Here is a 20,118-nt window from a genome sequence, read left to right on the forward strand (position 1 = left end):
CCTTCCCTATCGATTACGCATGTTTCTAAGTGCCAAATAAATCGTTGCCGGCAAAATCAAAACAGAGATCACCATGCCAATGGCAGCAGCCATACCAAGATCAGCCGTTCCGGAACCACCACTGGTTCCAAATGCGGTTCGATACTGGAATGTGCCCATGATGTCTGTTGAGTAATAAGGTCCGGCATCGGGTCCCATGAGAATCAAGACATACTCAGCGTTATTGAACACATCAACCATGGTCAAAATAGTAATAAGGACAAACGCAGGCGCCAAAACAGGAAACACAACATGTCGAATGCACTGCCAGCGGCTTGCACCATCCAATACTGCAGCTTCTAGCAAGTCGGAGCGAACGCCAAGAATTGCAGAGAGAATCAACATGATCGAGAACCCTAGCTTCTGCCAAGATTGGAACAATGCGATAGTTGGAAGCGCTGCACTTTCATCCCCTAAAAACATCAGAGGTGCAGAAATCAATTCCCAATTCATTAATAGCTGATTTAGAGGACCGCGCACATCTACCACGAGTTGACCTAGAAATGCGACTGCGACAGCAGCTAACGGATAAGGCATAAAGAACAGAAGCTTATAGCCAGATTTTCCTACCGTATTCCAACTCAATACCAGCGCAAAAGCCGTTCCCAATAAAAGAAACACAGAGATACAAATAGCGAAGAACAATACGGTTTGGTAAAACGCATTCCAAAGCTGGGTACTCATGTAGTCATCAGTTAACAGCTTGGTAAAATTATCAAATCCAACAAAAGTGGCAGGCCCTATGCCTGGCCAGTCAAAAAAGGACAGCACTAATGTGCCGAATAGGGGCAAAAGGTTAAATACCCCATACAACAAGCAGCCGGGAATCAGTAACAACATGTACTGAATCTTTTCTTTCTGCTTGAAGCTCAATCCTTTGGGGCGGGAAAACTCGGTCATACTGACTCCAGCGGTATGGGTATATAGGCGACCTGTATATTCAGGTCGCCGTCTTTCTTTTTGTTTTTACGTTTTTCTTTTTGCTATGACAGAGAGGTCACTACAGATTTTTGGCTTTGAAACCTTTTTCAATTTCTTCAGACAACCCTTTACTGTCAACTTTACCCGCTAAGAATTTCTGAAACGCAGGGCCGACAACCTCTTCATACTGAACATTGAATGGTCCTTTCCAAGTCAAGTGCGCTTGCGCTTGGTTGGATACAAAGGTCGCAGCTTCAGCCTGATGTGCCCCTTCATACTGAATGCCAGATGCATAAGTAGAAAGTTCACCTACGTGATCAGCAAACAACTGTGCGAACTCTTTAGTTGCGGTATACGCTAACAACTTATCCGCCGCCGCCTTTTTCTCGCTATTGGCATTGACTAAATACGCGCCATCAGCAAAAGCATAGACTTTCCCTCCAGCTCCTGGGACTGGCATAAGACCCAAATTGGCATCTGGATTGGTCTGAGCAATGGTTGATAATGGAGATGTTGACCATAAGCCATCAATAATCATGGCAGAATCGCCCAAAGCTACATTCGCACGCATACCGTTGTAATCTTGTGCTGCTGCCGAAGGGTTAATGTACGGCTTCCAAGTAGCGAAGGTGTCCACGACTTTTTGATAGCCGCTAGCGGTAAACGGTTCATCACGCGCAGCAACTTTTGCCATACCGTCACCAGACAATCCCGCCTCAAGACCTGCGCTCATCATGGCCAATGCCCAACCAGCTCGCCCTGGTACTTCAAGCGGTGTCACACCTGCCGCTTTCAGCGTTTTCATAATTTGCTCAAATTCGTCGAGTGATTGAGGTTCTTTGATATTGTGCTTATCAAAGATATCTTTGTTATAGATGATTTGCACAGTTTGAACGGCAAATGGAACACCATAAACCTTGCCATCCGAGCCTGTCGCTGCACCCAATGTTGCTGGAGAAATACCAGATAAATCCACATCGTCACTAACTGGCTTAATCACATCCGCCTTAGCGTATTGATCAATAAAGGAAGCACCAGGACGACCTTGGAATAAATCCGGACCGCCGTCACTTTGTAAACCAAGACGAAGACGAGAGTTGTAATCCACGCCTTTAAAAACCTCGACCTTAACATTGAGGTCTTTCATATTCTTAGATACAGCTTCCCATAGAGGACGCTCCTGTTTGCGCCATGTCCATATAGTTAGGGTTTCTTCTGCAATTGCAGAGATAGGTAAAGCGACGGTAAATGCTGTTAATGCTACCAGTGCTTTAACTCCTTTCTTAAACTTCATTGTTTTATCCTCTAGTTAGTTTACACAGGAAACTAACTATATAATCTAGGCTATTTTTTGCACTATACAACGATCGTGATCACAAATAAGTAACAAAATTATCAATGAAAAATAAGAAAAGATACTTAGATCATACTTTAATTGAATAGATCAAAACGCTTAATTTTTGTTCTTGAATAGTAATATTGAAGTCGCTATAAAGGATATTATTAATTAGTTTCCACAATCAACTTAACTATGAAGCCAAGCCAAAACAGTAAGATTGTCAACATATCCAGAGTCATCGATAGCATCTGGCGTCATAACCGAATTTCGCGGGTTGAAGTCGCAGAGCAACTCGGACTGGATAAATCCACCATTACTAAAATTGTAGGGTTGCTGACGGAAAAGAACTTGATTTCAGAAGTCACCGCTAAACCTTCCAATAGTAAAGGCGGGCGACCGAAGGTGTCACTTTCTCTCAATTCAGATATTGGTGTTTTAGTTGGTATTGAGCTCACCGATAGCGTGATTAACGTTTCGGTAGTGAATGTGGATTGCCTAATTGTTTATCGCACCATTATCCCGTTCCAGCCCAAGCGAGGTGTCATTTCCGAAATCGCCCATGTGCTAACACCTGTACTTCGAGAAATAGAAGATAAGTTCCATAAAATTCTCGCCATTGGTATCGGGTTACCTGGCTTGGTGGATCCGGAGAGCGGGCATGTGTCGCTGTCTAATGCGCTCGAAATATATAAGCCACTGGCGTTAGTGGATCAACTCAGCCAAATATTTGCTTATCCGATCTTCATTGATAACGATGCCAATTGCGCTGCTTGGGGGGAAATGATGCAAACACGCCGTGAGCCCACCACCAATTTTATCTATGTGCTGTTTACCTCTCACCATCGCAATACCGACTCTGAGCATTTAGGGATTGGTTTGGGTTTCGTGTTGAACGATAAACTCTTCTATGGTGATGACTTTTCAGCCGGTCAATATAAAAGTGAGCTGATACATGGCACAGAATCAGCCGATTTGTCTCTGATCCTCCAAGAATTTGCGTCTTCGCTTGTCATCATGGGGCGCTTGATGAACATCCATAACGTCATTATTGGCGGTGAAGCCCAACGCTATGGTGCCAATCTAGTTGCCAATATAGATCAGAAACTTGCCAACACTGATGGTCCTAAAACGTGGGATCCCTGCATTAGTTTTTCCACCTTGGGCACTCAAGCGGTCTCGGCTGGAGCCGCTGCAATGGCGTGGCAGAAACTTATCACTCAGGATATCGCGCTGTTTAGCGTGCTGCCCTCTGATAGTCGTATTTAACTGAGGTCCGTATGGCAGAATTTTGCCCAACATTGTTTCCTGAACCAAAGTCGATTCAGTTTCTTAATAGCGATCCATTATTTATTCCCGGCTTAACACGAGGCATGATCCCGCGTGTTCAAGGTGAGCGTATATCATCGCCACAAGTTGAATACCAATATCATAGCGAGTTTACAGAGCAATCTTTTGGCATTGAGATCAGAAAGGATGTCGTGTTGATCAAGCATTGCGATGAGCTGGGCATTCTGTACGCTCATCACATCATGGCTCAATTGGTTTGCCAGTGCTCTTCGTCATTGCCACAACTGACGCTTTTCGATAAACCCGATTTCTCGCAACGTGGTGTGATTCTGGATGTGAGCCGAGACAAGATCCCGACGATGCACACCTTATTCGAGCTCATCGATTACTGGTCATCACTCAGAATCAATCAGCTGCAGTTTTATACTGAACATGCTTTTTCGTACCAGCAGCACCACAAAGTTTGGCAAGATTACGATCCACTCACCCCCGAACAAATTCGCGCACTGGATTACTATTGTAAAACCAAAGGCATCGAGTTGATTCCTAATCAAGCGACATTTGGGCACATGGAAAAATGGCTCTGCCATCCGGAATACACGCATTTGGCAGAACAAACTTCAGGCTTTTACGACCAACGTGGCGACTTTCGCCCGGAGTCCTTTGGGTTAAACCCCGAAAGCCCGGATGTTCCAAAATTCATTGCCGAATTATTTGACGAGTTGTTGCCCAATTTTTCCAGTAAAACGCTGAACATCAACTTTGATGAAACCATGGACTTAGGGGTCGATGGAAGTAAACAAGCGTGTGAGACTTTTGGGAAAGGGCAAGTCTATTTGAACTACCTAACCAAGGTGTTAACGATCGCCAGTGAACGGGGAATGTACTGCCAAATATTCAGTGACATGCTGTTTCGATACCCAGAAATCCTTCCTCATCTTCCCAAAGAATTGGAGCTGCTCAACTGGGGCTATGAAGAGAATCACCCTTACGATGAAGAACACGCAAAGTTAGCCGAATTTGGTTACCCGTTTCAGGTGGTGGTTTCAACCAATACCTTTGCGTCGGTTGTGGGGCGCTGGCAAGCAGCGAAAATCCACATGCGGCGTGCGGCCATTTCTGCCAAAAAGTTTGGAGGTCATGGTTATCAGATATCGGAATGGGGTGATATGGGTCATGCTCAACAGTTTTCGACCTCTTTACCTGCCTATGCATTTGGCGCTGCTGTCGCATGGGGAGAAAAACAAAATATCGATGTGGATATTCGCTATGTGCTCACCACTTTTTGGGGGAAAGAATATTCCGATCTAACAGACACGTTACTGCAACTTCAAGACGCATACATTGAGTCTGGTGTATCGACACCAAACTGCGCATTTTATGGACCGTTTGTGTTTGACCAGAAATCGCGTCGCCATATACGAAGAGCAGAACTGAAAGATGAGCAAAGTATCTGGCGGAGCATCGCCCAATTAGAAAACACAGAAAAGCAGGTGAAGTCATCCAGCGAATCGCTGCTGAAACGCGAACTACTCTGGACAATCAAAACAATGAAATTGGCGAGCCATATCGCGATTGGCTACATTCAAAACCAATGCCGAGAAGTGGAAGATTTCCCTGCGACGCTGAAAAGGCAATTGGTTCTTCAGGTCGCAGAAATTGAAAGTGAGTACGCCATCTTGTGGCAAGAGAAATATCGTCTTGGCGGTTGTAAGCAAAGCATGTCTCGCCTTCAATATCTGCGGCAATTACTTTCACGCTAACGCTGCCCAATATACCCCCACCCAATAACTAAAACCAAAACTAAAAACGCCAGCACATTTCTGTGCTGGCGTTTGATTTTGTTCGATCTCTATGCCTTTTAATCGCGGCGCAATGTGTCAAGCCTAGCTTTGCTCTTCACGCTTGAACACTAACTCTGTTGCTGTGGATTCCACTTCATCAAAATAGTAACCCGCAGTATTAAATTGAGTTAATGCTTCAACCGAATCCACTTTATTCTGAATGATGTAACGAGCCATCATTCCACGCGCTTTTTTAGCAAAGAAGCTGATCACTTTGTAATTGCCATTTTTACAATCTTTGAAGACAGGAGTAATGACCGTGCCGTCTACATTCTTTGGCTTCACTGCTTTAAAGTATTCATTTGATGCTAGGTTGATAAGTACGTTGTCGCCCTGCTCTTTAAGCGCTTGGTTCACTTCATCGGTAATGATATTGCCCCAAAACTGATAAAGGTTAGTACCACGTTCATTGGCAAGCTTTGTGCCCATTTCCAATCGGTATGGCTGCATCAGATCCAATGGCTTAAGCAAACCGTACAAACCGGACAGCATTCTCAAATGCGATTGCGCATAATCGAACTCTTCATCGGAAAAGGTTTCCGCTTCCAACCCAGTATACACGTCGCCTTTAAATGCCAAGATAGCTTGACGCGCATTCTCAACAGTAAACGTTTCGCTCCATTGTTCAAAACGCACTGCGTTAAGCCCTGCAATTTTATCGCTCACTTTCATCAAGCCCGAAATGTCCGCAGGAGTGAGTTTACGGCATTCTTTGATCAGCTCAGCGCTGTGCTCGACCATTGTGGGCTGGGTAAAGCGCTCTGTCGCTAATGGAGATTCGTAATCCAGTGTTTTTGCAGGTGATACAACGATAAGCATGACTTTTACTCTGTTGGGCTGATTTTGTATTGTAAGCATATAAAAAAAGCCACGCTAAGTCAGCATGGCTTTTTCAATTGTATTGATTCGTGAAGTCTATTATCTCTGTTCAAGAGATCAGTTTTTCTCAGGCTCAATATTCTGCTTAGATTTAGTATTATCCCAGATGCCTTCTTCTAGTTGAGATTGCAATTCTGGATAATCTTTCACATCAAACGTCGGCACTTTGCCCGCTTTCAGCTGCTGATTGTAATCCTTTGCCAGCTTCACCACGATGCCAGAAAGAAGCAAAATGGCGACAAGGTTGACGATTGCCATTAAGCCCATAGAAACGTCTGCTAAGCCCCAAACCGTAGGCAATGTAGCCAAAGAACCAAACATAACCATACCAAGAACAATAATGCGGAAAAGTATCAAACCTTTCTTGCGGTTATGCTCTAAGAAAATAAGATTGGTTTCTGCGTACGAGTAGTTGGCAATGATCGATGTGAAGGCGAAGAAGAAAATCGCCACCGCGACAAATATGCCACCCCACTCACCGACTTGTGCACTCAATGCACGCTGAGTTAGTTCGATACCTGTAATTTCGCCGTGTGGAACGTATTCACCGGACATTAGGATAATCGCGACGGTCGCTGAACAAATGACCATGGTGTCCATAAACACACCTAGCATTTGTACGTAACCTTGCGAAGCTGGGTGCGGTGGGTATGGTGTAGCCGATGCAGCGGCATTCGGTGCAGAACCCATACCCGCTTCATTCGAGAACAAACCACGCTTAATACCTTGAATCATAGCTTGTGCAATCGCGTAACCTAAACCACCCGCTGCTGCTTCTTGCAAACCAAACGCGCTTTTGAAAATAAGGCTAAATACCGCCGGCACTTTCTCTAAGTTGGTCAGCATCACAAACATGGCAAGCAAAAGGTACGCTAGTGCCATTACCGGTACGATCAACTCGGCTGTACGAGCAATCTTTCTCATGCCGCCAAAAATAATGAACGCAGAGATAAGGACGAGTACGCCACCAACAAATTTAGGCTCGGTACCGAAAGCGGTTTGCATTGCACCTGCAATGGAATTGGCTTGTACAGCGTTGAATACCAATCCAAACGCTATGATGAGGAAAATAGAGAACAATACGCCCATCCAGCGCATCCCTAACCCTTTCTCCATGTAGTATGCAGGTCCACCACGATAGTTGCCGTCGGCATCACGTGTTTTGTACAACTGTGCCAGTGTACTTTCTGCAAATGACGTTGCCATACCTAGCATAGCAATCATCCACATCCAGAAAATCGCACCAGGACCACCAGCAGTTAGAGCAACGGCAACACCTGCCATATTACCCGTACCAACACGTGCTGCTAGCGAAGTACAAAGAGCTTGAAAAGAGGAGATACCCGCAGCATCTGATTTACGACTGTTCCGAAGAACGGAAAACATGTGACCAAAATGTCTGAACTGAATGAACCCAAGGCGTAGCGTAAAATACACGCCCACACCAACAAGTAAGTAAACTAGAATCGATCCCCAAAGAAGGTCGTTCATTAAATGAATTAAATCTGCCACGATAGCCTCGCATCGAGTTATGACAACAACACAGCTTCACGCCGTGCTCCCTTGTTCAGTGCAGGGTTAGAGGAATTGCCCTCTTTGTTGTAGTTTTTGCATTGCACTGACTCTCCGTTTTTTCACCGTATCCGGTAGGAGAAATGTCGGAGTGATTATTTCGACCGCGGGGATAATGCAGACCTAAACGGCAAAAATCAATATGCATCATAGTTCATTTATTTGTTATATTTCACTATTTTTGCACGATTTATTAACACAACAAACAACACTATCCGTACAACAACCAAACAAAAGCCCTAAAATTTATTTACAAAAAAGCGTATCCAACTTCGGTCATTTTTTGTGTGCTACAAATGCAGCGTAACCCTTTGCGTAGCGAGCTTTACCGAATTTTTACGAGTGATTGTTCGTTCAACCCTTAACAATAATTTGCAACTTTGAAGAAAATGCCTCTTTGATATTCATCTCAGCCCTTTTTTGGGTTGCTTCTTTAACATAATTAAATGTCAGAATTTTTCTTTATTTGATACTGATCGCTCATTTTTCATTCAAATATTTTCGCAGAAAATTGTGAAATTCCGCAGGGTTTCTCATAAAACCTTCATAAAAGAGAAACAAATGAGAAACACATCAAGGTTATTCTGCAAGCAATTATGTTACTTAAAAGGCTCCAATCGGAGTCTTTATAACAAAAAAAGAGAGGTCGCATATGGATGGCTTTCAACTCGAAGATATTATGGCTATGAATGGCCAGCAGACTCGCTCAACACGTTCGAAACCAGCTAAACGGAAATGGCGTGAGATAGAAGCGATTAAAGATCGGCAGCGCTTGCAACGCGAACTAATGGAAATGGATGTCTGTAACGAGTACGACCTAGATGACATCGACTTATAAATAGAGAGGCACCTTTGGGTGCCTCTTTTTGTCATTATGAACTTATCGTTTTTTGAGTTCTTCGGTTAGCGGTTGCGTGAGCCTTCTCGCTTGAAAATCTGCTCGTTCAAAAACCTAGTCGTGTGAGGTCTTCTTTTGTGAGAACAGGTTAAGTGCTTTCAAACTCGGTTTGCCTGACTCTTGCCGCCAGCTGACGGTATTGATCGGCTATTGTGTTGCCGAATACTGGGTCTTCATCATCATGAAGCCATTGGCTTTCGACCGCCCGCCAATCTGCCGCAGTAAAAACTTTCGCTATTTTCGGAAGAACCTCTCTCTCTTCCATTTCCAAATGCCCCTTCTGCCGCGAAATGAACTCTTCAAGCTGCAATGCAAACATATCCGATGGGATAACTGCATCGTGCAGTATCATTTCTACCGTATTTTGAAACGCTTCAGTCACTTTAGATAAAGCTACGTGCTCCTTCTCAAGATCATCAATTTTTTGCTGATTTCCGTAGTGGTTGGCAAAATGAAGGTAAAGAATGTCTTCTTTTGGATGGTGCGTTTTCTGAGAGTGGATAGCTAAATAATCAATGATCTCTTTAACTAAGCTGTAGTTAATGGTTTTTTCGTTTCTTAGCTGCTCTAGCTTGGAACTTAAAATCGCCAACAAACGAACCATATAACCATGTTCTCGCCTTATTTTTTCTATAATCATGGCTTCATTCCTCTTTTTATCCTCAGTTCGAGTTTAAGAATGAGAAAAGAAGCCTTCCTTGATATCGATTAAAAATTAATCAATTTCAGGTTGCCAATTTATAGGAGTGTGACCTTGCTTCTGCAAAATTTGATTGGTTTGTGAAAAGTGACCGCACCCAAAAAAACCTCGATGAGCAGAAAGCGGAGACGGATGAGGTGCCGTAAGTACATGATGTTTATTTCTATCAATCATGCGTCCTTTCTTCTGAGCATGCGCACCCCAAAGTAAAAACACCACGCCTTCTCTATGCTGATTAACAGCTTCTATTACCTTGTCTGTAAAGGTTTCCCAACCTGTTTTTGCATGGGAATGCGCTTGCCCTTGTTCGACCGTTAACACGGTATTGAGCATCAACACACCTTGCTGTGCCCAACTTTTCAGATACCCGTGGTCAGGAATGGTGAAATTAGGAATGTCTTGCGCCAATTCTTTATACATATTAACGAGAGAAGGTGGCGATTTAATGCCTGGTAAAACCGAGAAACACAAACCATGAGCCTGATTGGGTCCGTGATAAGGATCTTGGCCAAGCAAAACCACTCTCACATCATGAAACTCAGTGAACCTAAACGCATTAAAAACATCGCTTTCCGGTGGGTAAATGACTTTTCCATTAGCACGTTCTTGCCGAACAAACTCCATTGTCTCTGAAAAATAGGCGTTTTTCTTCTCTTCACCAATAACGTCGTGCCAAGTTAGCGACTCGCTCATAATACCCTCACATTCATTCCAATAGAGATTCCCAAACTAGGGGGATTGATCTTAAGAAAGGATACCGAGTTCGTTTTTGGGTAGCTAGGGTCTAAGGCAAATCAAAGTGTTTTTTCGAAAATATGTGGCGCAGGAGAGATAACGAGCAGTTAGCTGAAAAAAAAGAACCCAAGCCTTGGTTTAGCTTGGGTTCTAGATCACTCCAAACACACTGGTTGGGAGCGTATTACCTTATCGTTTGGCGGGTCTGCTTTGCTGTGGCGTTCTCCAATGCCCAGTACCTCTATGGTATCGGTTAGGCAAAGGTAATGGCTTTGGTGCAGAGCTGTTTGTCGTAAAACCGACAGGTGCTTGACTATTCATAAGTCACTCCTCACATAAGAGTACAAAGTCTGTTTTCTCATCTCAGTATTTCTTATGAAAGATCAGTGCCAACTTATCTAATTTTCCTGTGAGTTTTGGTAGTACATGCGGAGTGCTTGTATCTCATCTTTCCATATCTCTGGCTCTATTGTTTCTAGAATCAATGGGATACCATCAAATCGCGCATCTTGTGCGATGTATTGAAAACAATCCCAGCCAATTTCTCCCTTACCCAATGAGTGGTGTCTATCGACACGGCTAGCAAATTCCACCTTGGAATCATTAAGATGCATCGCACGCAAATAGTGCATTCCGACAATATTTTCAAATGCACTAAAAGTCTGCTCACAGGCTTCAAACGTTCTAAGGTCATAACCTGCTGTAAAAGCGTGGCAAGTATCGATACATACGCCGACACGAGATTTATCTTCGACTTGGCTAATGATCTCGGCAAGATGTTCAAATCGCCATCCTAGGTTTGTTCCTTGCCCTGCCGTGTTCTCTATCACCGCAATAACATTGGGAACGGCCTGATGGGCGATATTGATCGATTCTGCTATTCGAGATAAACACTCCTGCTCGGATATCTTCTTTAGGTGGCTACCCGGATGAAAATTCAACAACTTCAATCCCAGCTGTTCGCAACGTACCATTTCATCAATAAAGGCCGCCCTAGATTTCTCTAGCTTCTCTTGTTCGGGTGCTCCAAGATTAATCAGGTACGAATCGTGAGGAAGAATGGTGTCAGCACTAAACCCATTTACTTCACACTGTTTTTTAAAGGCAGTAATTGTGTCTTCTTCCAAAGGCTTTGCTACCCATTGCCTTTGGTTTTTTGTAAAAAGAGCAAAAGCATTTGCTCCGATCTCTTTCGCTCTCTGAGGGGCTTTATCAACCCCACCAGCCGCAGAAACATGCGCACCAATGTATTTCATATGCTCTCTTGTAATTGTGACTGAAAGTCTTTCACCAATGCTACCCAACCATTGACCTCGAGTCACTATCGATGAATATTACACCTTATTTTGTAGTAAAATTACAACAAATATAGATATAAAATATTTTTGATAACTTAAAATAAACTGTAAATACTTTGTTTTATAAAGATTAATTGATTTAACTCAATAAATTTACTGGTCGATTTTCAATAAATTCTGTTGTTTTTTGACATAAATCAATATTATTTCAAAGGTTATTGGTTATATAATAGCTAGCTCGACAAAAAATCGAAATTTACATCAAAATTCATCACCACGTACGTGGACTAGGAGACAGGAATGATCCAAGGTATTCAAATTACTAAAGCGGCAAACGACGATCTACTTAACTCAATCTGGCTATTGGATAACGATAAAAATGAAGCGCGTTGTGTAGCAGCTAACGCAGGCTACGAAGCTGATCAAGTTATTCCTGCATCTGACCTAGGTGAATTCGAAAGCCGTGAAGTGGCGATTGAAACCGCACCACGTATCGAAGGTGGTCAACACCTAAACGTGAACGTTCTTAAGCGTGAAACGTTAGAAGATGCGGTAAACAACCCAGAGAACTACCCTCAGCTAACGATTCGTGTTTCTGGCTATGCGGTACGTTTTAACTCTCTAACTCAAGAGCAGCAACGTGACGTTATTGCTCGTACGTTTACAGAGTCTCTATAAGACAAGCTGCTTGAATAACCTTTCGGAGTTTATCAGATACAAAAACAGCGCTCATTGAGCGCTGTTTTTTTATAGGTTACAAGCTATGGGAATTTCGCTGCTTGTTATTTTTGAACTCGGCGAAGTACTTCTTTTAATGCGTCAAAATCGTTATCCAACTCTTCCGACAACAACTCCATCGCAGCGTGCTTCGCAAGTGGCGCTGGGACATCGATATCCGCACCTAGAACGTCATCGACCACTTCTTTGAATTTAGCTGGGTGGGCAGTACACAAGAAGAGCCCTGTCTCGCCTTCTTGAAGTTGCTCATCTAGAACACGATACGCTATCGCGCCGTGTGGCTCGCATAAGTAGCCCTTATCATTCAGCTCTCGAACTGAATCAGCACTTTGCTCGTCTGTCACCGCACCTTTGCCCAACGTATCCAAGCCCCAACCTTGTAACTGGCAAAGCTCTTCAATACGTGGCCAGTTGTTTGGCTGGCTGACATCCATGGCATTTGATGTGGTTGCGACCGTTGGTTTTGGATCCCACTTCCCTGTATCTAGGTAGCGAGGTACCGTGTCATTTGCATTTGTTGCTGCAATGAAACGCTTGATAGGCAAACCAATTGCTTTCGCCAATAAACCCGCTGTTAAGTTACCAAAGTTGCCACTTGGTACTGAAATAACAAGGTTCTCACGCTCTGCTTTGCTCATTTGAGCTGCCGCTTCAAAGTAATAACAGATCTGAGCCATCAAACGGCTGATGTTAATGGAGTTTGCAGAGTTTAAACCAATCTCTTCGCGTAACGCAGAATCATCAAATGCGTTTTTCACCAGTGACTGACACGCGTCAAAATCGGCGTTGATCGCCACTGTGTGGATATTTTTACCCAATGTACAGAACAGCTTTTCTTGCATAGGGCTGATCTTGCCTTTCGGGTAAAGAATCACAACATTGATGTTTTCCATGCCATAGAAAGCATGCGCTACAGCGGCACCTGTATCACCAGATGTCGCGGTAAGAATGGTAATCTTGCCACCATCAGACACAGCTGCCAGTGATTGCGCCATAAAGCGCCCACCGAAATCTTTAAATGCCAGAGTCGGTCCGTGGAAAAGCTCCAGCGCATAAACGCCATCTTTTACTTGCTTGATTGGCGCAGGGAATTGGAACGCAGCATCAACCAGCTGGTTTACTTGCTCCGCTGATAATTCTTCACCAATAAAAGCAGAAAGGATTTTGCTACTGCGAGTAACGAAATCTTCGTCTAGCAGCGTATCGATATCTTCAAACTTGGGCAGTTCTGAAGGAAAAAATAAGCCTTGGTTACGGCCTAACCCTTGGCGCACGGCTTGGCCAAAGGATACTTGTTCGTCATTTTCTTTGATGTTGTAAAGCTTCATAGCTCACTTCCTGTTACGGTTGATCCCTGCTTGTCTAAACGGCAAACATGAACAAACCCTTCCTCATTTTGTACGTAATTCTGTTCTAACCAACGCGCTACGCGCTCGGCGACATCTTTTTCTTTGCAAATACTGAACAGCGTCGGACCGCTACCAGAAATACCAGTAGCTAGGGCACCCGCGGTTGCAGCGTATTTGCGAGCATCGGCGAAGCCAGGTAGCAGTCTCTCACGATATGGTTCTGCGATCACGTCTTTGATCATCTTAGCTGCCAGCTCTGGTTGACCTGAGTGGCATGCATGAATAAAGCCCCCAAGGTGGCGACCGTGCGCAATGATGTCCTGACGTCGATATTGAGAGGGCAGAATCTCACGCGCTTCAGCCGTGGAAACTTTAATTCCAGGGTAAGCCATAACCCAATACCATTCATCAAAGCATGGCACTTCTTGTGAAATGATCCCCAGCTCTTCTAGCATCAGTTGCAGACCGCCAAGATAACAAGGTGCGACATTGTCATAATGAATGCCACCAGAAATTTGACCTTCCATTTCTCCCATCAACGCCAGAAGTTCCATTTTGTTGAGTGGGTTTTGGTGAAATTGATTTAATGCATCCAGCGCCGCGACAATAGAACAGGCACTGGAGCCAAGTCCCGACCCTATTGGCATGTTCTTTTCTAGCACCATGTGTATCGGTTTTAGCGGTACACTTTTCTTATCAAGCTCGCGTGCAAACACACGCCAGCAATCGTAAACAATATTTTCTTTTGGGTTGGTTGGTAGTTTGCTGACAAAATCGCCCGCAGTATCAAGGGTAAACGACTCAGCGCCTTCTTTTACCAATACTCGGTCACCTAAAAGCGTGCCATCAACTGGAGAAACCGCAGCACCAAGCACATCAAAGCCAACACTCACATTGCCTATAGAGGCAGGAGCATAAACCACTACACTCATTCTTATACTCCTAATTTCCAGCCTAACGTACGCATCACGTCGGCAAACACACCTGCCGCCGTCACTTCTGTACCTGCACCATACCCGCGAAGCACTAACGGAATCGGTTGATAGTAGCGGCTGTAGAATGCCAAGGCATTTTCACCGTCTTTAATCTTGAACATCGGGTCGTTTTCATCCACAGCGGCAATGCTCACTTTACAGTTTCCATCCAAGATTTTGCCGACATAACGAAGCACTTTGCCTTCTTCTGCAGCATTCTTAGAAAGTTCACTGAAGTGTGCATCGGCTTCTGGAAGCCTTGCCATAAACTCTTCCACGCTACCACTATCATCGAAACCTGGAGGTAATGCAGCTTCAACCACAACGTCATCCAATTCCAGCTCAAAACCTGCTTCACGTGCCAATATAAGAAGTTTTCGAGCCACATCCATACCCGACAAATCGTCGCGCGGATCCGGTTCGGTGAACCCATTATCTTTTGCAATGTTCGTCGCTTGGCTCAGTGTCATGCCTTCATCCAACTTGCCAAAGATGTAAGACAGAGAACCAGAAAGAATGCCGTTAAACTTCTCTAATTCATCACCAGCAGAAATCAAGTTTTGTAGGTTTTCAATAACCGGAAGCCCAGCCCCTACCGTTGTTTCGTACATAAGCTTGCGGCGCGAAGAGCGAGCAACATCGCGCAATTGATGGTAGTAAGCCATACTTGCTGTGTTTGCTTTTTTGTTTGGGGTTACCACGTGGAATCCTGCTGCAAGGAAATCCGCGTATTGGTTCGCAATATCTTCACTTGAAGTGCAATCAACCAATACTGGGTTGATGATGTGATTACGCTGAACCAACGCAATTAGGCGAGCAAGGCTCAATTCTTCTGTGGCGTGTGTCATACGATCACGCCAGTGATCCAGAGGTAAACCTTTGCTGTCTAGAAGTAAGCCCTTGCTATTTGCTAATCCGCAAACTCGAATAACGATGCCTTTGTCTGCCAGTTTGGCTTGTTGGCGCTCTATTTGATCGACCAGCTCGCCACCTACACCGCCAACACCAACCACAAATACATCGAGGAAGTGTTTCGAATTAAACAGGTTTTCATGACACGCTTTTATGGCTTCAGATACTTTATCTTCAGGAATCACAGCGGAAATCGCGCGTTCAGAAGACCCCTGAGCAATCGCAACAACATTCACATTTACTTCTGTTAAAGATGCAAAGAAACGAGATGCAACACCGCGAGAAGTGCGCATGCCATCCCCCACAAGCGTTACGATGGCGACATCATTTATGAACTCAACAGGCTCTAACAAGCCATCTTTTAGTTCAAGTTCGAATGCGTCACTCAGTACTTGCTCTGCGTTGGCTTTATCGGCTTGTTCAATACAAAAACTGATGCTGTATTCAGATGAAGATTGCGTAATCAAAACAATGGAAATACCAGCTGATGACATCGCACCGAAAACTCGGCTTGCCATGCCAACCATGCCCTTCATACCAGGACCAGATACGTTCACCATCGTCAGCTTACTAAGGGTCGTGATACCTTTTATTGCAAGGTTGTCTTCACCTGTGTCTTGCCCAATGAGCGTCCCCGCGCCTTGCGGGTTAAAGCTGTTTTTGATCAGACAAGGAATGTGGAATTGAGCGATAGGCGCAATAGTCTTTGGATGCAGAACGGATGCACCAAAATATGAAAGCTCCATCGCCTCTTGATAACTAAGGGATTTGAGTAAACGAGCATCATCAACCAAGCGAGGGTCGCAGTTGTATACCCCATCGACGTCAGTCCAAATCTCGCAACACTCAGCACGCAAGCAAACAGCTAACACAGCAGCGGAATAATCGGAACCGTTTCGTCCAAGAGTCACCAACTCGCCTTTATCATTACCAGCAGTAAAACCAGGCATGATGTAGACATGATCTATAGGGAGAGGATTGTTTCGGAAGTTCTGCGTTGACACTTCCACATCGACCATCGCTTCTAGGTGGTCACCCTTAGCGACGAGATATTCGACAGGATCGATAAGAAAAGATGGGTGCCCTTTGGCTTCCAATACCGCTTTCATTAGCTGGATTGAAATTCGCTCACCTTTACTGATGATACGAGCATTCACGTTATTCGGGCACATACCCAAAAGGTTGATGCCGTGAACAAACTGTTTCAACTGATTTAATGATGTTTTTAACTGGTTAGAAAAACCTGCACTTGCGAGATCGGGCACGTGTTTTTTAACGTCATCAAACAAAGCTTGCAGAGATGATTCCAGTTCTGCTATTTGCAAATCTGCCTCACCATTACGCAATGCCCCTTCAATAACAGACACCAATTTGTTGGTTGTCTTCCCTGGCGCTGAAAGTACTACAGCGACTTGCTCTTGCTTTGCGTTGTTTGCGATGATGTCCGCCGCTCTTAAAAAGCGATCTGCGTCTGCTAACGACGATCCACCAAATTTTAAAACTCGCATCCCTTCCTCCGGTATATTTTAAACCTGCATAAAAAAAGGCCTGTATCTCGTGGGATACAGGCCTTTTTTTGAAATTTCTTTCGCTTACCAGCCTGCCCCAACAATTCGAATGTCGGTAATAATAATGGTGGTAGTCATTATTGAGCGGTGATTAAGCATGAATATATTTTATCTTATTGTGTACGTGTGTTTGCTTACCTTTACGTTTACCGATTTTCTGTATCAGAGTCAATGAAAAGATTATTTTTTTTGCTTTTTACTCGACTCAGTGAAAGGTGAGACTTAGAACATTGCGCGACAAAGATATTAATAATCAACTTATTATTTGAGCCAATCATAAATCCCCGCTCAGTTATAATAAAAATTGTGCATATATAAGCGAATCATCATTCTTTGACAAAATATAGTGTTTAGGTGAGTATGATCCCAGAGTATGATCAATCCCGAAAAAAAGATCGTTGTAGCTTTACAGATACGCTATATTCACTAAGTAGATTATTCAGCAAGGAGGCAAAATATGAAGAAATTATTTCTCGTAATGAGTCTGCTTGCTATTCCTGCAACTTCTTTCGCTGAAAGCCTACCGCTATTAAACCCTGAGAAGCCGTCTTCACACAGTTGGTTTATATCGAGTCAATCCCAACCAAACACTCAGTTTGATAGTTGGCAAATAGACAGTGGTTATTCCTATAACCTATTTGATTCTGTTGACTTATATGTTGGTGCCAGTATCACTAACTCAGAATCACCTCGGTATAACGGTTTTTTAAGTGGTGTGAACTATACGTTTAATGAATCTTTTTCAGTAAACAGTAGCCTTAGAGCCTCAAAATCCTACGAAGATAACAGCAGTAATCCACAAGATAAGCTGATCTCAGCTGAGCTCTCTAGTCGGTTAAAATTATCTGAAAATTTAGATATTCACGCGACCTTAGATTATGAAGAGCTTCAAAAAGGTGGTGTTGAAGTTGGCTTAGGCTTCCGCTTCTAAATCCAACTCCAACTATTCTGAGCCTGCTAACTCACTTTCAATTCTTCTTTAGAAATGACAATGCCATTCCAATCGGAATAAAGGTAATCCCCTGGTTGAATCATTTGTCCTTGAATAGTTAGACCAACTTGAGTTTCACCTATGTCTCTTTTCTCTGTTTTGAAAGGGCAGGAAGTTAACGCTTTCACGCCTAAGTCTATTTCGGATAACGCGCCAACATCTCGAACAGCCCCCCAAATTACCACGCCCTCCCATTGATTGTTTAGAGCGGTTAATGCAACTTGGTCACCCATTAGAGCGCGTTCACTTGAACCGTTACCATCAACAACCAGTACTTTTCCTTTTCCGTTCTCTTTCAATATCTCTTTCACTTTGGAGTTATCGTGAAAACAGCGCACGGTGACTATTTCCCCCCAAAATGCCGCTCTTTGCCCAAAATTTTGTAAGGGTAAGTCGAGTAAGGTTAATTGCTCTTCATACTGATCACACAGATCAGGCAGTAAGTCTTTCATGAATCCTCCTTGAAATATTCCTGCTTATTTAACTATAAACTGTGGATCCCCTTATGCCACCTGAAGCATTAAAATTCATAGGCAGATAAAGCTCATCACAATTTACTTATCCGTTTTCTTTAGGTATACAGTCGCTAAGGCATTGGTTTTACCTTGCTTTCAAATTTACCTATCTTTTCTATCTCTCCGGTAACAAATGCTAAATACAGCTCACCGGATTCCACATAATAAATGGCATTTTGGTCAAACATGCTTGCTAAATCCAAACCATTTTGTAGTGATATTTCTACAGCATAGCTTGCTTCGCTCCACTCCAAATTGATGTCACCAGCCAACAAACGTAACGTTTTATTGAGTTGTAACAGCGCCTCTAACTGTGAATTTCTTCGCAGATTTTCTTCATCATCCAGTATTATACTTCTTGGATTACAAGCAGTTATTACGCAAAAACTGGAAAAACCGATGGTTTGGTCTATGTAAAAAAATGTTTCCACATAGGCTTGTTTGAGAGTGCTATCAATCTGCATAAAAATTTCAACTTTTTATATACATTTACTATCTATTCTTGTTAGTTTTCTTCTATTGATATAAATCAACAAAGTGAATGGAATTGGAATTTGGGCGTTGTTAGCAAGCTGTTAACAATATAAAATCCAGTTCAACAAATGGCAGAAAGCAAGCATGACATAGGATTTAGTCTTATAAACTCAGACTTCCAAGGACGGCGTACCGTGTGAAGGTGGTGTTTTTTTGCGTAGTATCGTTTATTATCAAGAACACTTTACCTGTATGTTATTTTTCTGCCTAGAATTTATTCTATTAGCACAGTTTTAGTTACAATTTAGGTACCGCCAATGCAAACCCCGCAGATTCTCATCGTTGAAGATGAGCAAGTAACCCGCAATACGCTGAAAAGCATTTTCGAAGCAGAGGGATATGCTGTCTACGAAGCAAGTGATGGTGAAGAAATGCATCGTGTACTTGCTGATAACCAAGTTAATCTGGTAATCATGGATATCAACCTACCAGGTAAAAATGGTTTGTTGCTGGCGCGCGAACTCCGCGAGCAAGCAAATGTAGCACTCATGTTCCTGACCGGTCGTGATAACGAAGTAGACAAGATCCTAGGTCTAGAGATTGGTGCAGATGACTACATCACCAAGCCATTTAACCCTCGTGAGTTAACTATTCGTGCTCGTAATCTTCTTAACCGCTCTATGACGAATGGCGTTGTACAAGAAGAAAAACGCAGTGTTGAAAAGTATGAATTTAATGGTTGGGAATTGGACATCAACAGCCGCTCTCTTGTGAGTCCTTCTGGCGACAGCTATAAGCTTCCTCGTTCTGAATTCCGTGCTTTGCTTCACTTCTGTGAAAACCCAGGCAAGATTCAAACACGTGCCGACCTTCTGAAGAAGATGACTGGACGTGAGCTTAAGCCACACGATCGTACAGTTGACGTAACCATTCGCCGCATTCGTAAGCATTTTGAATCGGTTGCAGACACACCAGAAATCATCGCCACCATCCACGGTGAAGGTTACCGCTTTTGTGGTGATTTAGACGAATAAGCCAACGCGCTCATAGTAAAAAGCCGATGAATTGAACTGACCCCCAATAGT

General features: G+C 43.6%; 19 protein-coding genes and 1 other annotated feature. Of the genes, 6 read left to right on the forward strand and 13 right to left on the reverse strand.

Annotation, left to right across the window (positions count from 1 at the left end):
* Positions 1-6: 6 nt before the first annotated feature.
* On the reverse strand, positions 7-939 hold the full coding sequence (locus VPNCDNU1_RS25325; RefSeq protein ID WP_104402950.1) for a carbohydrate ABC transporter permease: 933 nt from the start codon (positions 937-939) through the stop codon (positions 7-9).
* Positions 940-1,039: 100 nt separating this feature from the next.
* Positions 1,040-2,254, reverse strand: a complete 1,215-nt coding sequence (locus VPNCDNU1_RS25330) for an ABC transporter substrate-binding protein (RefSeq protein WP_104402951.1) — start codon at positions 2,252-2,254, stop codon at positions 1,040-1,042.
* Positions 2,255-2,491: 237 nt separating this feature from the next.
* On the opposite strand from VPNCDNU1_RS25330, the gene VPNCDNU1_RS25335 reads away from it, so the two are divergent.
* Both VPNCDNU1_RS25335 and VPNCDNU1_RS25340 read left to right on the forward strand, forming a co-directional pair.
* On the forward strand, positions 2,492-3,565 hold the full coding sequence (locus VPNCDNU1_RS25335; RefSeq protein WP_104402952.1) for an ROK family transcriptional regulator: 1,074 nt from the start codon (positions 2,492-2,494) through the stop codon (positions 3,563-3,565).
* Positions 3,566-3,576: 11 nt separating this feature from the next.
* Positions 3,577-5,349 carry a family 20 glycosylhydrolase gene (locus VPNCDNU1_RS25340; RefSeq protein ID WP_104402953.1) on the forward strand — a complete coding sequence of 591 codons (1,773 nt, stop codon included), beginning with the start codon at positions 3,577-3,579 and terminating at the stop codon, positions 5,347-5,349.
* A 123-nt stretch (positions 5,350-5,472) separates the two neighbouring features.
* Here the strand turns inward: VPNCDNU1_RS25340 and yaaA are convergent, their stop codons facing one another.
* Together yaaA and VPNCDNU1_RS25350 are read right to left on the reverse strand one after the other, a co-directional pair.
* Entirely contained in the window at positions 5,473-6,249 is a 777-nt protein-coding gene (gene yaaA, locus VPNCDNU1_RS25345) for a peroxide stress protein YaaA (RefSeq protein ID WP_104402954.1), read from the reverse strand.
* Positions 6,250-6,366: 117 nt separating this feature from the next.
* Entirely contained in the window at positions 6,367-7,821 is a 1,455-nt protein-coding gene (locus VPNCDNU1_RS25350) for an alanine/glycine:cation symporter family protein (protein WP_104402955.1), read from the reverse strand.
* Between the two features lie 712 nt (positions 7,822-8,533).
* Between VPNCDNU1_RS25350 and VPNCDNU1_RS25355 the strand changes: the two genes are divergently transcribed.
* Positions 8,534-8,719, forward strand: coding sequence for a DUF3545 family protein (locus tag VPNCDNU1_RS25355; protein WP_101112371.1), 186 nt, complete (start codon positions 8,534-8,536; stop codon positions 8,717-8,719).
* Between the two features lie 148 nt (positions 8,720-8,867).
* On the opposite strand, the gene VPNCDNU1_RS25360 is transcribed toward VPNCDNU1_RS25355, so the two are convergent.
* From VPNCDNU1_RS25360 to nfo, 4 genes are all read right to left on the reverse strand, one after another.
* The gene (locus VPNCDNU1_RS25360; RefSeq protein ID WP_104402956.1) at positions 8,868-9,419 is read right to left on the reverse strand and encodes a hemerythrin domain-containing protein; all 552 of its coding nucleotides are present in this window, start codon (positions 9,417-9,419) and stop codon (positions 8,868-8,870) included.
* A gap of 75 nt (positions 9,420-9,494) precedes the next feature.
* On the reverse strand, positions 9,495-10,172 hold the full coding sequence (gene ung / locus VPNCDNU1_RS25365; RefSeq protein WP_104402957.1) for a uracil-DNA glycosylase: 678 nt from the start codon (positions 10,170-10,172) through the stop codon (positions 9,495-9,497).
* A gap of 231 nt (positions 10,173-10,403) precedes the next feature.
* Complete coding sequence (locus tag VPNCDNU1_RS29255; RefSeq protein WP_272897587.1) at positions 10,404-10,535, reverse strand: hypothetical protein; 132 nt, start codon at positions 10,533-10,535, stop codon at positions 10,404-10,406.
* 77 nt (positions 10,536-10,612) lie between these two features.
* Positions 10,613-11,470 (reverse strand): deoxyribonuclease IV, encoded by an 858-nt coding sequence (gene nfo / locus VPNCDNU1_RS25370; protein ID WP_104402958.1) that lies wholly within the window; start codon positions 11,468-11,470, stop codon positions 10,613-10,615.
* 342 nt (positions 11,471-11,812) lie between these two features.
* On the opposite strand from nfo, the gene grcA reads away from it, so the two are divergent.
* The gene (grcA, locus tag VPNCDNU1_RS25375; protein WP_101112377.1) at positions 11,813-12,190 is read left to right on the forward strand and encodes an autonomous glycyl radical cofactor GrcA; all 378 of its coding nucleotides are present in this window, start codon (positions 11,813-11,815) and stop codon (positions 12,188-12,190) included.
* Positions 12,191-12,294: 104 nt separating this feature from the next.
* On the opposite strand, the gene thrC is transcribed toward grcA, so the two are convergent.
* From thrC to thrA, 3 genes are read right to left on the reverse strand one after another with little or no spacing between them, the layout of a single operon-like run.
* Positions 12,295-13,578: a threonine synthase gene (thrC, locus tag VPNCDNU1_RS25380; RefSeq protein ID WP_104402959.1), complete on the reverse strand. Its 1,284-nt coding sequence runs from the start codon at positions 13,576-13,578 to the stop codon at positions 12,295-12,297.
* Positions 13,575-14,531 (reverse strand): homoserine kinase, encoded by a 957-nt coding sequence (gene thrB / locus VPNCDNU1_RS25385; protein ID WP_104402960.1) that lies wholly within the window; start codon positions 14,529-14,531, stop codon positions 13,575-13,577. Before thrB ends, thrC begins: the two co-directional genes overlap by 4 nt.
* 2 nt (positions 14,532-14,533) lie before the next feature.
* On the reverse strand, positions 14,534-16,993 hold the full coding sequence (thrA, locus tag VPNCDNU1_RS25390) for a bifunctional aspartate kinase/homoserine dehydrogenase I (RefSeq protein ID WP_104402961.1): 2,460 nt from the start codon (positions 16,991-16,993) through the stop codon (positions 14,534-14,536).
* A gap of 29 nt (positions 16,994-17,022) precedes the next feature.
* Positions 17,023-17,144 (reverse strand) — a sequence feature (Thr leader region).
* A 366-nt stretch (positions 17,145-17,510) separates the two neighbouring features.
* Here thrA and VPNCDNU1_RS25395 point away from each other — a divergent pair.
* A complete protein-coding gene (locus VPNCDNU1_RS25395; RefSeq protein WP_104402962.1) occupies positions 17,511-17,984 on the forward strand; it encodes a ribonuclease regulator in 474 nt (157 codons plus the stop codon).
* A gap of 26 nt (positions 17,985-18,010) precedes the next feature.
* On the opposite strand, the gene VPNCDNU1_RS25400 is transcribed toward VPNCDNU1_RS25395, so the two are convergent.
* Both VPNCDNU1_RS25400 and VPNCDNU1_RS25405 read right to left on the reverse strand, forming a co-directional pair.
* Positions 18,011-18,496 (reverse strand): putative 4-hydroxy-4-methyl-2-oxoglutarate aldolase, encoded by a 486-nt coding sequence (locus tag VPNCDNU1_RS25400; RefSeq protein ID WP_104402963.1) that lies wholly within the window; start codon positions 18,494-18,496, stop codon positions 18,011-18,013.
* Between the two features lie 134 nt (positions 18,497-18,630).
* The gene (locus VPNCDNU1_RS25405; protein WP_104402964.1) at positions 18,631-19,023 is read right to left on the reverse strand and encodes a DUF3293 domain-containing protein; all 393 of its coding nucleotides are present in this window, start codon (positions 19,021-19,023) and stop codon (positions 18,631-18,633) included.
* Positions 19,024-19,350: 327 nt separating this feature from the next.
* On the opposite strand from VPNCDNU1_RS25405, the gene arcA reads away from it, so the two are divergent.
* The gene (arcA, locus tag VPNCDNU1_RS25410) at positions 19,351-20,067 is read left to right on the forward strand and encodes a two-component system response regulator ArcA (protein ID WP_104402965.1); all 717 of its coding nucleotides are present in this window, start codon (positions 19,351-19,353) and stop codon (positions 20,065-20,067) included.
* The last annotated feature ends 51 nt before the right edge of the window (positions 20,068-20,118 follow it).

The sequence above is a fragment of the Vibrio penaeicida genome, from assembly GCF_002933855.1.
GTDB lineage: Bacteria > Pseudomonadota > Gammaproteobacteria > Enterobacterales > Vibrionaceae > Vibrio > Vibrio penaeicida_A.